This is a genomic window from Chryseobacterium sp. VD8, assembly GCF_037149975.1.
GTDB lineage: Bacteria > Bacteroidota > Bacteroidia > Flavobacteriales > Weeksellaceae > Chryseobacterium > Chryseobacterium indicum.
The window spans coordinates 1-17065 of sequence record NZ_JBBCQL010000079.1 but is presented as its reverse complement, the minus strand read 5'-3'; the positions used below and the strand labels follow the sequence as shown (position 1 = coordinate 17065).

Below are 17065 nucleotides of genomic sequence, written 5' to 3'. Positions count from 1 at the left end.
CGACGATTCTCCGGGAACTGTTTTCAGCTATCAGGAAAAGCTTGTAGCCAGTGCGCAGTGCGTAAATCTTGCAGGTAAAAAATTATTGTTTACGCTTTAGGAAGATGATACCGCCGGAGAAGGGCATAGCTCTAAAAATAAATTTGTAGACAGCAAAGAAGCCATTGTAAGCAGAACCGGAACGGCAACCGCAGAATTTATACTTACCAAAGCTTTGATGCAGAAAGCTTCGCAGGGGGAAAGAGACCCCAAAGAACTGGAATTTTATGTGACGGTAGAATATTACAAAGACCGAAAACACGCAACTGAAAACAGGGTGATAAAAAATCCTGAATACAAACCGCCTGTGCAGCCGTCTCAGGCTCCGAAATCCACGCCAAAAGCCACAGGTTCGCCCGCCGCTTCAAAACCAGATTCTAAAAAAGAAACCAGCGGAGTATTTGATTCCTTTACAGAAACCGTAAGAAATACATGGAATGAACTTTGGGACTGGGCAGAATCCAAAGGAACGGTAAAACCGGATAAAAAACCTACGGCTGCCAAACCTGCAGGTAAAACAACGAGTGTGGTAGAAGGAAAAGCGCAGGCACCGAAAGGCTGCATCTGTAAAGAATTGTATAAAGATCTCATCTGGGGCAGCAAAGTAAGCTGTGAATTCAGAAAAAAAGTTATAAAAATTTCTCAGAATCTGGGATTGCCGCAGCAGAATTTTGAAGGCGCAAACTGGTTGATGGCGGTTATGGCACTGGAAACCGGAAGAAGTTTTGATCCTACGGTGGGAACGTTTAAATCCAATCAGGACGACAGCCGGAAAGGAGGATATGTCGGGCTTATCCAGTTCGGACAGGTGGCTTCCATAGATTTGGGAATTAAGCGGAGCGAACTCATTAAGATGACTGCGGAGAAACAGCTCGATTATGTGGAAAAACACTTTTTACAGAAAAGGTTTCAGGGAAAGCTGAAGACAAAGACGGATCTCTATCTTGCGGTCAATTACCCAAAAGCATGTGGCCACGGAACAGAAAAAGACTATGTAGTTTATGACAGTACCAAAGCTGCATATGATGATAATCCCATGTTTAAAAGGGAGTCTCATGAATTCTGGATTGATAAAAAAGGAAAAAAACGATATTACGAAGGAAAAGAAGGGAAGTCGTACGTATGGGAATTCGAAGAAGCCATTAATGATTTTTACAATGAAGGAAAAGCATTAAAAACTACTGATTTCACCTGTCAGGACGTTAAAGCGGGAGTGTCTCCTTCCACCAGTCTTATCACCTACCATATCTACAGTGACGGAAGAATTGAAAAAAGAATTCCGAAAACAGTAAAAGAAGAAAACAAAAAAAAGTATAGGTATATTTACCATGATAAAGAAGGAACCCTGCATGAGCTGGGAACCTACAACATCATCCCGACCCAGATGGTAAACGGTAAAAAAGGAGTGATGGTCAATCTTATTAATTTTGATAAGGTAACCAAAACCTACAGTAAAGGAAGCTATCAGTACACTTTTAATGTAGACTCTCCGAGAAAATATGTGAATGAAAAAACACTGGCAAGTCTTTTTGGTGCAATGCTTGAAGTAAGCTATAATGACATCAGCTGTAATGGTTTCAGCCATTCCGACGGTTCCTCACGTCCGAGTGTAAGCCATATCAATGGCAATAACGGAGATTTTAAATATTTAAGAAAAGATAAAAAACTGATGTTTGGCGACGGAACCAGTCTTGATATAAGTGCAAATCCGGATATGCTGGATGATGCAAGACAGAATAAATGGAATGATGCGCTGTACAGATTCGGGTGGAAAAGTATGTTGGGATGGAGTTACAAAAGAAACGGCAAAATAAATTATCTTCACCATTTGCCAAAGAATACCAAGAACCATCATCATCACCTGCATCTGCAGGGGTACAGCCCAAATTTTAAAGAAATTAGAGAATGAAAATTTTAAAACTGACCACAATTCACCTTTTTGTTTTGCTGTGTTTTTCCTGCAAAAAAAACGTAAGCGAAAACGGAATTTCACAAAGCAACAGATCATCAACAGACAGTACATCTACAGAAATGACAAATAATTTACCCTACACTTCAGACCGTGTGCAGCCCTACTATAAACCCGATACAGATTCTGTAAGCTATATTGTAAATACCTCTTATAAAGGTTTGCAGTCGGATACATTTAACGAGAAAGACTCGTCAGTTCCCATCAAAGAAAATGATTTTGAGATTGCACCCGATCCGAAAACGAAATATTATACACTGGAGACATTTAAATTTTCTGATCAGAATACAGCAAAACTCATTATTTATAATACTTTTGGGGAAAATGACACCAAAATTCTGAATGTTCAGCTAAACAGCTATTTCAATAATGTTTTAACGGATAAAATATTACTCGACTGCCGTTTTACTTTTGAGACAGAATATTTCAGAACGTTTTCCATCGGTAAAGATAAATCCATCACCATAGTAAAACACTCTGTGGATAAGCTGGAATACAATGAGGCAGGAGATATTGTGGGAGAAAAAAAACAGGGCGATTCCGCGAAAGTGAGTGTAGAATACAGCATAGACGCAACAGGGAAATTCATTAAAAAATAACAAGAACATGAAATCACTATTTTGCTTTTTCATATTGCTCATCAATATGGTTTGTCAGCCTTCCGAAACCAACAAATTATCCGGCGAAAAAGACTGGATCGGAACTTATCACTTTTCTGCAAGAAACCGCGACGGCATGAAAACAAGTTTTGATATACAGATCATCAGGCTCGATAATATTACGGTAAAATATATGAGCGATGAAGACCGGCCGGAAATTTATAAAAATATCAGGAGTAAATTTGTTACCAAAGACAAGATCAGCATCCCGTTCAGCCCGAAAGATAAAGAAATGGGAATCATCTACGTAGAAAAGCTTGATGACGAATTTTATATCTCGGGAAGCCCCATCTACTTTATCAATCCCGGAAGTGATGATCTTCCGTTGAAAAAAGTAAAATAATAAACTTTACGGTACCATTAGTAGATTGTGTTTTTCACAATCTCTTTTTTTTTGCCAATCTTTTAAACTCATCTCGCTTTTGCCGTTTAATATATTTTGAACATGTTCTGCTGTTATTTGCTGAATGAAATGCATTTTCGAACGTATAAAATTGTTAATCAGAATAAATTTTCGAACGTAGCGTTAAAATAATTACAGAATTCTTCATCTTAAATCATCGTCTGAATCCTTTTTCAGTCAATTTTAAAACAAAAAATATGGTCGGATTAAAATTTATGGTATTTTTGATCTAATAAATACGTCAAAAGTATACCTTATGATTACAAAAAAAATCATTGGAATTTGTTTACTGGCAGGGATTTTTACCATTTCCTGCTCCAAAAATGAAACAAAGAACAAAGCAATAAAAGCGGACTCAATGTCCGTTTCTCAGCCTGTTGAAAAAACAGCAGTTCCCGTTGAGAAAAAAGATTCAGCACAGTCTGATGAACAAACGGAAAGTCCGGAAGAAAAAGATACAAAAAAGGCCGTTTCCAAAACTTCTGTTGAAGGAAAATTTATCGCAATAACCTGTGAAGGCGGAAGATTTTCAATAGAATTTAAGAATACCGACGGAAATTCAACGTTTAAAATTTTAGATAAAACAAAAGTAATTGCTGCCGGAAATGTTTCTGCGGAAAGCGATGAAAAAACAGGAGAGATCAAAAATATTACCATGGGCGAAATTGGCGGTCTGTACGAAGGGGATAAAATTGTGATCCAGAATTACGGAAATGCAATGAACGAATTCGAACACTTCACGCAATGTGGCGATAAATATCTGGAATTCACCAGACAGAAATAATCAAAAATTAATGATTGAAATAGAAACAGCATCTATTTTCGGGCGCTGTTTTTTTGTGTTAAATTTAAAGGGTTTAAAAAAAGCTAATGAGTAATACCTTAAAAATAAGCATCTTCACTGATGAAGTATTACCAGATAAAATTAAAGTAATTTCTAAGATTTTTGAATTAAATACCAGCAAAACCATTTTGCGGACTAAAATTTTTCCTCTAACTTAGTTTTAGCCAAAAAAACAAAATATATGACCGTTCATTTTATCCTTTCCGGTGAAACGCTGGAAAGTATAGCTGAAGAAATTAATCTCGAAAATCCAGAATACCTTAAAGAATTTCACAATACGCATTGTGCGAGAGAAGATTTTATATACGATAATCTTGTTCCGCGGAAAAAACTTCTTATTCCTGATATTCACAAAATAAAAGAATACAACAGCAGGAATGATGCACCTTTCAAAGATCTGAAATTAAACCCTGAAATTCCTTTCCATCCCGAAAACCTGGCTAGAATTTACACTGTTGAAAGCAGGGAAACCGAAGAAAATGCGCTTGAAGAAAAAGAAAATACACTTTCTTACACCGTTTCAGTAAAATGGATTCGAAAAGAAGAAAATAATCACATTTTTCACCTTTTCAAAAACAATTTTTTCGAAAAATCCGAAACGATGATGGCAGATCTCGCTTCAGAATCCATCCGTTCGCTGAATCCTGTTGAGGTAAGAACCGATGACAAAGGCAGAGTTGTATTTTTTTCGTTAACCAAAGAAACCACAGATCATTTCAATACGATTAAAGAACGTCTTACAGATCTTTTTCCCGATACATACGCCAGAATATATCTTGATGAATTTGAACGTATCGTTCTCGATCCCTCACTTTTCCATAGCAGAATGAAGGAAGACATCTTCATCAAAAACTATTTTGCAAGCATAAGAAACAGCTTTACGAAAGGAAAATCTCACTTGGATCAGTCAATTGGAGAAGAGAATACAGAAATTCAGCTTCAGCAGAAAGTGGAACATTCTGAAGATCATGAAATCGTTCTCCGCCAGAATATAAATTCACACGAAAATGGGCTTGATTTTGTCGGAAAATATATCTTGTATAAAGACTCCGGACTGGTAAAAGAAATCGAAATCAGCTATAGTATTTCTCAGTATGGTGTAAAAAATAAAAGTTTTTTTACACTTAAAGAATTGTCATAAACATTTTATAACAAAGGATTGTTAAGATAGTATTAAATCCAATGTCGTAGAATTACGACATCAAATCGTAGAAATACGACAAAATTTCAAATTGATATTTAAAAACTTTCAGAAGAGAAATTGCCACTTTATCTTTGTTACACAATCACCGAATCACAAAATAGTAATAACGATTAAAATTTACCTGTCATGGCAGCAAATTCAAGAGGAATCTTAAAATTCAACGGCGGAGAAGGGCAAAAATTACTAAAACTGAACTACAGCGTTTCAAGATCTACGGATGTTTCCGGTAGAGTAGCTTCAGATCCTTCCAACGCACTCATCAAAGTAACTGTAGAAGCAACTGAAAAATCAGACATTCTGGAAAGCTTACTGAACGGAAAATACAAACCGACAACCGGAGAAATCACCTTCAACAAATCTCACGAAGAAGGTACATTAATCACCCTTTCATGGAACAACGGATACGTTATTCAGCACGAAGTTGAGTTCGACGCGGTAGACGAAAACAGTATGCTCATCAGCTTCGTGGTAAGTGCAGAAACCATCGACTACGGAAACTCCAAATACGAAGGTCTTTGGCCATCAAGCTAAACAATTCATTTCATTGATATTCATACAAAAGGCTGTCACTCAAGACGGTCTTTTTACCATTTTAAATTAATTTTTGTTAAAATATTTATTCTAAATCACATTATTAATACATATTTTTCCGTTTTTAAGAAAAAACAGTTAACTTAGTAAATAATAAAAATTCAGACGGTTATAGATTCATTCCATAAAAAACAAGGAAAATACAAACCGGAGAAACACCAAATCACCGCACAAAATATTAATCTGAATAGTACAATGGGAGTATTAGTTACCAATGAGACTGTAAAGCAGCTGTTTCATATAGCGCAATCCATCGCGAAGGAGAATTACAATGCCACCTACGGAGCTCCGCACATTCTGCAGGCACTTATGCACAAAGACATCGGGCTGAACGAATTCCTTAAAAGCATCGACAAAGATCCCGGATATTTCTACGAATGGGCGGATGTTCGCATTGAAGATTATCCCAAAACCAGTCATCTTCCCAGTGAAGCAGGAGAAGACGAAACAGTAGATCATATTGTAGAAGAAGCGGATGACATCCGTCTGAAATTAGGTCTGGACGAAATTACCCCAATCTGTATTTTAACAGCCATTGTAAAACCACAGGTCGCTTTTACTTTACAGCAGCTCAAATCACTACCTCTCAGAGAACATGAAATTTTCAATCTGTACAGAAAAGACATGCCTTACGAAAGTTCGGAAAACGGAGAATTTTCTTCCATATTTTCAAACGGTTCAGATTATTCAGACCAGTCTTTTCCTTCCATAAAAAGCTATTGCACAGACAGAACCGCACAGGCAAGAAAAGGAGAACTAGAAAACATCATCGGAAGAGACAAAGAACTCAGAATGCTGGTGGAAATTCTCTGCAGGAGAAGCAAACCGAACGTCATCATTATCGGAGAACCCGGAGTCGGGAAAACCGCTTTGGTAGAAGGTTTTGCCATTGAGATCAGCAAAGGAAATGTTCCTGAGATGCTTAAAAACGGAACACTGTTGGAATTAGACACCGGCGCATTACTGGCAGGAACCTCTTACAAAGGAGAAATCGAAGACCGTCTGAAAAAAGTCATCAACGAATGTAAAAAAATTGAAAAAGCCATTCTTTTTATTGATGAAATTCACACCCTTTTAGATCCCAAAGGAAGCATTGGAAACGTTGCCAACCTGCTGAAACCTGAACTTGCAAGAGGTGAAATTACCGTCATCGGAGCCACCACTCAGGAAGAATACAGGAAAATTATTGAGCCGGAACAGGCTTTCAACCGACGATTCGAAGTGTTAACGGTAAATGAGCCGGACGAAAAAACCTGCGTTAAAATGATTGATGTTTTACTCGAAGGCTACAAAAAACACCACGGAATTGAAGTCGAGAAAACCGCTCTTCCCGAATGTGTCCGTCTGGCAAAAAGATATGCAAAAGGCAAAAAACTTCCCGATGCAGCCATCGATCTCTTAGACAGAACGATGGCGGCGATTAAAATGCTCGACGAACTTTCAGAAAAAGAACTGGAAAGCTGGAAATTAACCTACGAAAAGCTTCAGAGCGAAGATTATTTCGATGAAAAAGACAAAGCAGATGAACTGATCTGGAATTACAATCTGCTGAGAGACAAAATTAGCCCGATTTTATGGGGATCTTTAAGTGAGCAGCCACAAATCGACAATTCCATGCCGGTGGAACAGATTCAGAAAATTATTGAAGACAGCTACGCCGAACTTTTGCAGCACGCCTCAAAGAAAAGAGAAAAAGTAGACCGTCTGGAACTGGCGGCGGTAATGGCGGCAAAAACAAACATCCCGATCGGGAAAATTCAGGCGCAGGAAAAAGAAAAGCTTCTGAATATGGAATCCCTTTTAATGAACCGTGTTGTAGGGCAGGATCATGCTTTAAAAATCCTTTCCGATGCAATTGTTGAAAATCGAAGCGGACTTAATAAACCGGGACAGCCCATTGGATCATTCTTCCTTTTGGGACCTACCGGAACAGGAAAGACCGAATTGGCAAAATCGATGGCAGAACTCCTTTTCAACGACGAAAAAGCAATGGTTCGTTTCGATATGTCTGAATTTAAAGAAGAACATTCAGCCGCTCTTTTGTATGGTGCGCCTCCCGGATACGTAGGTTATGAAGAAGGAGGAATGCTCGTCAACAAAATAAGACAGCAGCCTTACACTGTCGTTTTATTTGATGAAATTGAAAAAGCCCATCATTCGGTTTTTGATGTGTTTTTACAGATCATGGACGAGGGAAAAGTTCATGATAAACTTGGAAAAGAAGGAGATTTCAGCAATGCGCTGATTTTATTTACCTCAAATATCGGAAGCGAAGAAATCGTAAAGCAGTTTGAAGAAGGAAAAATCCCGGAATCAAAATCTCTAATGCAGATTATGTCGAATTCCGGACGTTTCAGACCGGAATTTTTAGCAAGAATTACAGAAATTATTCCTTTTGCACCAATTACAGAATCCATCGCGGAGAGAATTTTTAATATTCAGTTAAAATCACTGCACAACTCTTTAGCCAGACTGGGAATGAGTCTGAAAATCTCCGGTGAAGCCGTGAAAAATCTTGCATTGGGCGGATTCAGCAGCAAATACGGAGCAAGACAGATCTCAGGAGTGATACGTTCTCAATTGGCAAGACCGATCTCAAAAATGATCGTAAGAGAAGAAGTAAAAGCCGGACAGACCATTCATGTCGACTGGAATTCCGAAGAAGAAAAACTGAGCTGGAAAGTAGAGTAATAAAATAGTGAATCAGTTTAAAAAACTTTTCACAAAAGCATAAAAACAATGAACCCAAATCTCAAAAATATCTTTCTTACCGCAATGGTATTGCTGTGCTCGAATTTTACGAACGCACAGTTTCTTGCCGCTTCCGATACTTCGGAAAGCAGTGTGAAGAGATATAAAAGTATTATTAATGCCAATAGGGAAATTGTAGATTTTATCGAATATTCTCTGGTTCAGAAAGGTTTACCGAGACATTTGAGAAATTTAGCCTTAATAGAATCCCATTTCAACAGAAATATAGCTTCCGGAGCCGGAGCAGTGGGAGTCTGGCAATTTATGACCGCTCACGCCAATCAATACGGATTAACCGAACAGAACAGAACGGATCTTTACAAAAGCACAAAAACGGCAACAGTTTCTTTAGCCAATCTCTACAAAAAATACAACAACTGGATCACCGTAGTTGCCGCTTACAACTGTGGAGAAGGAAATATTGCCAAAGCCATGACCGCTGCAAACTCTACTCAGTACCATGTTTTTTATAAGTTTTTGCCGGAAGAAACCATCAATCATGTTAAAAAATACCTGAATGCGTGTTACGCAACTGGAGAACTACAGAATGTTCTGGCAAACTATAATTCCTCAAGGATGAATACCGTTTTCTTCGTAAAAGGAGGAAGCGGAAAAAACAATGCACAACTGGCAGAAACCGAGATCAATGCAGGATTCAATCTGAACATTATTGCCGATGAACTGAATGTAGATGTAGATAAATTACTTTCATGGAATCCCAATATCAACGATGAACTTCAGAAAAAAGGAGAAGGCACTTTATACCTTCCTACCGATCTCATGCCGGATTTTTTATTGAGAAAAACTAAAATTCTTTCAAGATCCGTAAAAGAAGGAAACGCCCGAAACACCACACAATAGAGCACTAAGCGATCATGTTTAACCTACCAAATCACAGGAAATATGAAAACAGAATCACAAAATATACTACAGAATCCTTCCTTCCGCCCATCGCAGAATGCAGACGGAATTTCCCAGAATCATCATACGGGAATCAACCGTCTGGTAAAACTTTCTCTCGTAATCGAAGGAAAAGTGATTAAATATTACAAGCATTTTCAACTCACCCAAAGCACAAAACGCCACCACCAATTCAGCGTGACATTGGCTCATGACGCTTTAGGCGACCGACAGACTCATACTCTCGAAGAAGCCAATAAATTTCTCGGAAAACGTTTAACAGCCGTTATTTCCTACAAAGATATTGAAAGCAGCCCCGAAAGAACTTTTGTAGGGGTTATCACGGGAGTAGGTTTCAGTCAGGAGAAAATGAGCCTTGGAAATATTGTGTTAACAGGCTACAGTCCCACCATTTTACTTGACGGAGCACCTCATATTCAGAGTTTTGGCGGCGGTTCACCCGTTAATATGGGAATCATTGCCAATGAAGTCATCAAACAGGGGATCGATTCCAGCCGTTTTGATGTAAGAGTGGATACCAACGATTATTCACAGATTATCTACAGCAGCCAGTATGATGAAACGCACTACAATTATCTGGCGAGAATGGCTGAAGCCTATGGTGAACAGTTTTATTATGACGGCGAAGTTTTGCATTTCGGAAAACTTCCGCCTCAGAACAAACCGATCAAATTAACCTACGGAAGCAGCGCCAATGATATTAAAGTTGAATTAAAAGCAGTACATACAAAACCTCAGTTCTACGGCTATAACAGCAGCAGACATGAAAGACTGACTTCAGGCGAAACACCGGTTCAGCATGTGGGAGATCTGGCGAAAACAGCTTATTCCCACAACGAAAAAATATACAAGACACCTGCATTAAAGGTTGCACCCATTAAAGCTTCCACTCATCTTGACGTGGAATATTCGCAGAAAAGTGCAGCAGGAAGTGAAGCGGTGAGTGTATTTTCATTTTCAGGAAATACAACCGTTCCTTTTTTGCATCCGGGGTGTGTGGTGGATGTTCAGATGAGAAAATTAGACAGCAACGAATCCGATTATTTTACGAGAATCATGGTGACGGAAGTTACTCATGAAATTGATACGATTGGACATTACAAAGGAAGCTTCGAAGGAATTGCTTCAGACACCGGATTTTTACCAAAACCTGAATTTAAAATTCCAAGGGCAGAACCGCAGATCGCCACCGTCATTTCCAATACAGATCCGGAAGGACAGGGAAGAGTTCAGGTGAGATTCGACTGGCAAACCAATGATACAACACATTTTATCAGAATGATGAGTCCCGATGCGGGAGGAACCGATCAGGTAAACCAAAACAGAGGTTACGTCGCAATTCCCGAAGTGGGAGATCAGGTGATGGTGAATTTCGTTCACAGTCATCCCGACCGGCCTTTCGTAATGGGCGGAATGTTCCATGGCGGAGTCGGTCTCGGCGGCGGAGTGGATAACAGAGTAAAATCTATCCAGACGAGAAGCGGTCACAGAATTATTTTTACAGAGGATGAAAGCATCGTGATTACTGACAAATCAGGAAATAAAATTCATTTAGACACCTCCGGAAGCAACATCACCATTACAGCTCCTGAAACCATGACGTTTAACTGCCGGAACATGAATATCAACGTCGGCGAAAATATGAGCACCAATGTCGGAATGAATAAATCTGATACCATCATGGCAAATCATACCGAAAGTATAGGTTCCATGAAATATCTTTCCACAGGAGCAGATTTCATGACGAATGTTGTCGGGAAAATGAGTCATTATGTAAAAGGCGATATGGAAGTCTATGGTGAAAAAGAGCATAAATTAACCAGCCTTAAAGGTGTTGAGGTTAATAGTCAGGGAAAAGTGGAACATCACGCAGAAAAAGAAGTTCAGAACAATAGTGGCGAGAAATCTAAAAATCACTAAAAAATGAGCATTGAATATTTTGTAGAAGGGAAAGCGGTCAACCGTTTTGATGGAGATTCCAGAACTTTTGCCAAAGAAGGCATCAGTCATAACAGTGCGGCAACCGTAGAGCAGAAAGGCAACGGAACAGGAGTAAGTTATAACAAGGCAGAAACCATTAATCCCGATGATAAACCCGTTAATACCATTGATATAAGCCTGAATCTTTTTTTTGACGGAACCCAGAATAACAAAACCAATACCCTGCTCGGCGGAAATTTCAAAGAAGCAAGCAGCGATAAAGATGACAGTTACAACAACGAGTTTACAAACGTTGCCCGCGGTTACGACACCATTGATCCGAATGCACAGAATCAGATATCATGGTATATTGAGGGAATCGGAACGGAGGACAGAAAAAGCGACAGCATTTTAAAAGGTGTTGCACAGGGAACCGGAGATACCGGAGTCGTGGCAAAAGTGGTAAAAGGTTGTAAAAAAGGAGCCGAAGCCATCGTAAATAAACTTAAAAACAATACAAAACCTATCGGAGTTCTTACCGTAAATGTATTCGGTTTCAGCAGGGGAGCTGCTGCGGCGAGACATTTTATCCATGTGGCAAATTCTCCGGGAATAATTTCTTATGCTTTAGGAAAAGAAACGTTACAGGTTTTTCCTCCGGAATTTATTAATAATGAAACGGTTACGGTAAAGGATAAAGATGGCTCCAAGTCGCAGTTCATCATGCGGCACGGATATTTCGGAGCCTGTCTTCTGGCGCAGGATCTGGATGTGAAGGAAATAAAATTCCGTTTTGCAGGATTGTATGATACGGTTGCTTCTTACGGACTCAACCACAGAGGAGGTTTCGGGATTGATGATGATACTAAACAGCTTGGTTTAGACACCATCGGAGGCGGAAAAGTGAATTTTGTTCTTCAGCTTGCTTCAGATGACGAATACAGAGATAATTTTGATTTAACGAATATCGACAGCACAGGTTTATACGGACTGGAGTTTACCCTTCCGGGAGTTCATTCCGATATTGGCGGATCTTACGGAGAAGGAGATGAAATTTCTGTTTTATATTGTGATTCTTATGATCCGTATAATAATGTGAATACTCATAAAGAATGCGAAGCGTTTAAAAAAATTGTGGTAGACGAAGGATGGTATCATGATGAGCAGTTGGAAATTAAATATTTCAGGCAGAAAGATGTGAACTATGACCGGTGGTGGAATAAAATCTCCATGTACTACGGTTTGGTGGGAACACGGAAGCTATCCAATAAATACGATCAGATTCCGCTGAACCAGATGTTTCATTATTCTAAACAGCATAAGGTAATATATCTTGAAGATCTCATCAATGAAAATCATAAAATAACAGATTCTTTTCTAACCGGAATTTACAGCCAGCTTTCATCCTATATGAACGCGTGTAACGAGCTCAGAAATAAATATGTGGAAGATTTTAACGCAGGGAAAAAACCTTCAGCTGCCAAATACAAACAGGATATCAAAGCAATTTCGTATCTGGGACACATCAAAGAAGAAGATCTTAAAGTATTAAGAAACAAATACCTTCACTGGTCTGTAAAAGCCAACCAGATTGGCTTAGATGCGAGACCTAATGATAATGCTCCGAAAAGAAGAGGCGCATTGGTCGCACAATACCGCAAAAGAAACATACAGAATGGATAAAACGATAAAAATAATATTTTTTTTAACCCTCCTTTTTCAGAATATAAGTTGCCAGAAAATGAAAGAAGAACAATTGCCGGAATTTAACGTAGAAATAAGCAGTCCCAGTAATAATCTGATTGTAACGCCTGTAGAAGATAAAATTATCACTTTGGAAGGCGTTCCTGCAAGTCTGCCTTACGGAAGCTCTTCAGGAACATGGGGAAATTCCGGAAAAGGCTGGACAGAACAGTATGGAACACCCGTCGGAATAGATGTTACTTATTTTTCCAGATATGAAGATACTTTTTATCATCTGAAGGCAGATTTTTCGGTGGAAAAAATCAAAGATTACATGCAGCGTGCGTATGCGCAGCGCGAAGCTTCTTTTTACAATAAACATCTGGAAGAATATAAAAATCTGGGAAGGAACGAAAAATACGGCAGCGCAGAAAATCCGTACAACAGTTTTACAACGCTTGTTTTTGGTTTTGCCCCGAAAGGAATGGTCGTAGTATGGCTGAGATTCCGGGCTGTTCAGATTGAGCTGGGGAAATTTCAGGCTGAAGTTATAAAAGATGATAAACAGCTTGAGCAGAAATTTTTTTCCAAACTTTCGGTAACACGTGAAGAAATGAAAAAGAACAGATTTGTAGAGATTACACCGAAAGAATGGGAAGACTACCGCAAAAAGTACAGCTGGAAACCACAAATTACTTCAGAAAATCCGGCTTTTAAATTATTTGAATCCAATATCAGTTATTACAACGCGGAAGAAGAAGTTATTCTCCGTTCGTGGATTGATAAAATTCCTTCAAGAGAAAGAGCCATTCCAAAAGAACTGAATTTCATCTGGGAAACCGCAAAAGGCGAACAGTTTATCGGCAGAGCGTACTTCAATTGGGAAAGGCTCAACAGTGAGTTTGAAAAATCCGGAAAAGACTTTCATCTGGATTTTAAAGTGGCAAAAGATAACAGCAGTTTTGATATTTCTATCAATAACCAGCCTGTGAAAGCAGACAGCATAAGAATATTTAAGACAGACAGGGAATTCCACGATTCCTACCAATAAAGAAATTATCAGTTCTCAGTTCAGTTTATACGAATTCCGGTGAAAATCTTTTCATCGGAATTTTTATTCGGCTATGAGATTCAACCCGTTAACAAAAGCTAAAATGATCTTAATTAAATCTTAATATTTCTCTTTTTAGTGTGTAAATTTTATATTATTTTGAATTAATTTGTTATTTAAATAATTGATTTGTAGTGATTTGAATTTGTAAATATTTCTTTAATCGTAGAATTACTACATGAAGTCGTAGAATTACTACAAAAATTCAGATTCATATTCGATTCCTTTCGGGTTCAGAAAAGGTGTTCTATCTTTGGAATACCAAATCAACCAAATCACAAAATATTAACGATTAAAATTTACGAATCATGGCAGCAAATTCAAGAGGAATTTTAAAATTCAACGGCGGCGAAGGACAAAAATTATTAAAGCTGAACTACAGCGTTTCAAGATCTACAGACGTTTCCGGAAGAGTAGCATCAGATCCTTCCAATGCACTGATTAAAGTTACTGTGGAAGCTACAGAAAAATCCGACATCCTTGAAAGCTTACTTAACGGGAAATACAAACCCACAACCGGCGAAATCACATTCAACAAATCTCACGAAGAAGGTACTTTAATTACTCTGGGGTGGGAAAACGGATATGTTATCCAGCATGAAGTGGATTTCGATGCAGTGGATGAAAACAGTATGCTGATCAGCTTCGTTATCAGCGCAGAAACCATCGACTACGGAAATTCTAAGTATGAAGGTTTATGGCCGGGAGCTAAATAATACAAAACGCAACAATCATCTTAGTAAAAATAAAATTGGTTACAGAATAGCATGGCTTAAAAGAGCAGCTATTCTGTTTTTTTTGTCAACTATTTCATCTTTTTGGAGACCGGAAAACTAAATTTTTAACAGGAGGTCTTTTCCGGAAATGTGAGAAACGGTGTGTTTTTAAGCTTAAAAATAGCAGACAAAACGTTAATAAATGTTATAAAAAATGGATGAGCTCATAAATTTATTATCTTTAATATTCTATTAATTTTAATAAAAAAACATTATGGAAGCCTACAATTTTGAGACTGCTATTAAGCCCTTTTTTTGGGTATCCTCAGAAAAAACGTATTCAGTATGTTTAAACGCAGGAACTTACAAACCCGAAATTTTCGAATGGAGAAAAGACGAAGGTTTCGAAGGAAACGGTTACGACTGGACTTCGCTGGCAAAAGTTTTTGTGGAAGAGAAAAAACCGAACCTTTCAGAAGATATTAAGTTTGATCCCGAAGCCGATATGTTCTGTGCTTATTCCAACAATCCTGAAAGCCTGAAAGAATTTATTTCCGAATTCAAAAAAGCCTGTGAAGACGAAATGCTGATTCAGGATCTCTTTTCAAAAGCCGAAATTGACTAAACCATTCCAAAATATTCAAAAAGACCTCAAATTTGAGGTCTTTTTTATTTGAAAAAATATTTTCAGGAGCTATTTCTCGCTTTCCGCACTCGCTATTTACAAAGTTTTGGCTGCGGCGGCAAAGCCGCCGCAGCCGAAAATTTGTAAATGAGCTCAGACAAATGCTGCAATCGAGGCTAGGAACTAGAGACCGTTGAAATTTTCAGGAAGATGAATACTCATTTGTCATTCTGATTGGAATTTTGCGAAGCATTATGGAATGAAGAATCTCTACACAAGTAGTTAATTGAGATTCTTCCTTCGCCAGAGTGACAGCCCATATTGTTTAAAAATCGACTTTGGAAGCTGAAGCGTTAAGAAAATGAAACATATGAACGTTAAAAAAAATTCTACTGTCTGAGCGCGACAGAATTTTAAACCGAAGAACCAATTTACCATTCGCGCGGGTTTTAGAATTTTTAGAGCATAGGATTCATTTTTAGCATTCAGCTTCCCGGTCTTGAATTTTTGTTTCTTTTGTTTCAAGACAAAAGAAAATGTTATAATAAAAAGCATTTAGATTCTTCCTTCGCCAGAATGACAGCTCCTATTGCTTGAAAATCGACTTCGGAAGCTGAAGCGTTAAGAAAATGAATCCTATGAACGTTAAAAAAATTCTACTGTCTGAGCGCGACAGAATTTTAAACCGAAGAACCAATGTATCATTAGCGCGAGTTTTAGAATTTTTAGAGAATAGGATTCATTTTTAGCATTCAGCTTCCCGGTCTTGAATTTTTGTTTCTATTGTTTCAGGACAAAAGAAAAATATTTAAAATAGAATTCAACATTTAGATTCTTTTGGAATGATAATTCGCACCGTTATTTTAATTCAACACAAAAGAAAAAGAAAAGTAATTTCTTATCTTTGTTCCTTATGGAAAATATGGACGCAACACAAGATAAAAGGTTATTTCTCATCGATGCTTATGCGATGATTTTCAGGGGATATTACGCATTGATCAGAAATCCGAGGCTTACAAGCAAAGGTCTGGATACTTCTGCCATCTTCGGATTTACCAATTCTTTAATTGAACTCATCAGAAGAGAAAGACCAACTCATTTGGCAGTAGTTTTTGATGTGGGAGAAGCCAGTGTAAGAACTGAAGACTTCTCAGATTATAAAGCGAACCGAAGCGAAACGCCTGAAGCCATTAAAAATGCGATTCCATATATTCACAGGATTTTGGAGGCGATGCACATTCCTATTTTGGGAGTTCCGGGATATGAAGCAGATGATGTAATCGGAACCATTGCCTGCAAAGCAGAAAAAGAAGGCTACACCACATTTATGGTAACTCCGGATAAAGATTTTGCACAGCTCGTAACCGATAAAATCAAAATTTATAAACCAGGACTTAAAGGCGGTGATATTGAAATTTTAGGCGTTGAAGAAGTCAAAGCCAAATACGAAATCGAAGATCCGAAACAGGTAATCGATTTCCTCGCGATGATGGGAGATGCGGTCGACAATATTCCCGGACTGGAAGGCGTTGGTGAAAAAACAGCCATGAAATTCCTGAAAGAATTCGGAAGCATAGAAAATCTTTTAGCCAACACCAATCAGCTTAAAGGAAAGCTGAAAGAAAAAGT

General features: G+C 38.2%; 14 protein-coding genes. All 14 read left to right on the top strand.

All coding sequences use genetic code 11. The annotated features are described in order from the left end of the window. Positions 1-217: 217 nt before the first annotated feature. Entirely contained in the window at positions 218-1948 is a 1731-nt protein-coding gene (locus WFK35_RS10755) for a hypothetical protein (protein ID WP_336732639.1), read from the top strand. After that, on the top strand, positions 1945-2607 hold the full coding sequence (locus tag WFK35_RS10750) for a hypothetical protein (protein ID WP_336732638.1): 663 nt from the start codon (positions 1945-1947) through the stop codon (positions 2605-2607). The genes WFK35_RS10755 and WFK35_RS10750 overlap by 4 nt, the downstream gene beginning before the upstream one ends. A 7-nt stretch (positions 2608-2614) precedes the next feature. After that, positions 2615-3010, top strand: coding sequence for a hypothetical protein (locus tag WFK35_RS10745; protein ID WP_336732637.1), 396 nt, complete (start codon positions 2615-2617; stop codon positions 3008-3010). Positions 3011-3326: 316 nt separating this feature from the next. Then, positions 3327-3854 carry a hypothetical protein gene (locus WFK35_RS10740; RefSeq protein WP_336732636.1) on the top strand — a complete coding sequence of 176 codons (528 nt, stop codon included), beginning with the start codon at positions 3327-3329 and terminating at the stop codon, positions 3852-3854. 241 nt (positions 3855-4095) lie between these two features. Beyond that, positions 4096-5055 carry a hypothetical protein gene (locus WFK35_RS10735; RefSeq protein ID WP_336732635.1) on the top strand — a complete coding sequence of 320 codons (960 nt, stop codon included), beginning with the start codon at positions 4096-4098 and terminating at the stop codon, positions 5053-5055. 189 nt (positions 5056-5244) lie between these two features. Further along, on the top strand, positions 5245-5649 hold the full coding sequence (gene tssD / locus WFK35_RS10730; RefSeq protein ID WP_076392041.1) for a type VI secretion system tube protein TssD: 405 nt from the start codon (positions 5245-5247) through the stop codon (positions 5647-5649). Positions 5650-5904: 255 nt separating this feature from the next. Beyond that, entirely contained in the window at positions 5905-8400 is a 2496-nt protein-coding gene (locus WFK35_RS10725) for an ATP-dependent Clp protease ATP-binding subunit (protein WP_336732634.1), read from the top strand. 48 nt (positions 8401-8448) lie between these two features. Beyond that, positions 8449-9321 carry a lytic transglycosylase domain-containing protein gene (locus WFK35_RS10720; protein ID WP_336732633.1) on the top strand — a complete coding sequence of 291 codons (873 nt, stop codon included), beginning with the start codon at positions 8449-8451 and terminating at the stop codon, positions 9319-9321. Between the two features lie 42 nt (positions 9322-9363). Further along, positions 9364-11301 carry a type VI secretion system Vgr family protein gene (locus WFK35_RS10715; protein WP_336732632.1) on the top strand — a complete coding sequence of 646 codons (1938 nt, stop codon included), beginning with the start codon at positions 9364-9366 and terminating at the stop codon, positions 11299-11301. Between the two features lie 3 nt (positions 11302-11304). Next, entirely contained in the window at positions 11305-12984 is a 1680-nt protein-coding gene (locus WFK35_RS10710) for a T6SS phospholipase effector Tle1-like catalytic domain-containing protein (RefSeq protein ID WP_336732631.1), read from the top strand. A gap of 58 nt (positions 12985-13042) precedes the next feature. Then, positions 13043-14035, top strand: coding sequence for a DUF2931 family protein (locus WFK35_RS10705; RefSeq protein WP_336732630.1), 993 nt, complete (start codon positions 13043-13045; stop codon positions 14033-14035). A gap of 368 nt (positions 14036-14403) precedes the next feature. Then, positions 14404-14811 (top strand): type VI secretion system tube protein TssD, encoded by a 408-nt coding sequence (tssD, locus tag WFK35_RS10700; RefSeq protein ID WP_084196398.1) that lies wholly within the window; start codon positions 14404-14406, stop codon positions 14809-14811. A 274-nt stretch (positions 14812-15085) separates the two neighbouring features. Then, positions 15086-15436, top strand: a complete 351-nt coding sequence (locus WFK35_RS10695; protein ID WP_214588820.1) for an immunity 51 family protein — start codon at positions 15086-15088, stop codon at positions 15434-15436. 922 nt (positions 15437-16358) lie between these two features. Further along, positions 16359-17065: 5'-3' exonuclease (locus tag WFK35_RS10690; RefSeq protein WP_336732629.1), on the top strand; the 707-nt coding region annotated here is incomplete at its 3' end.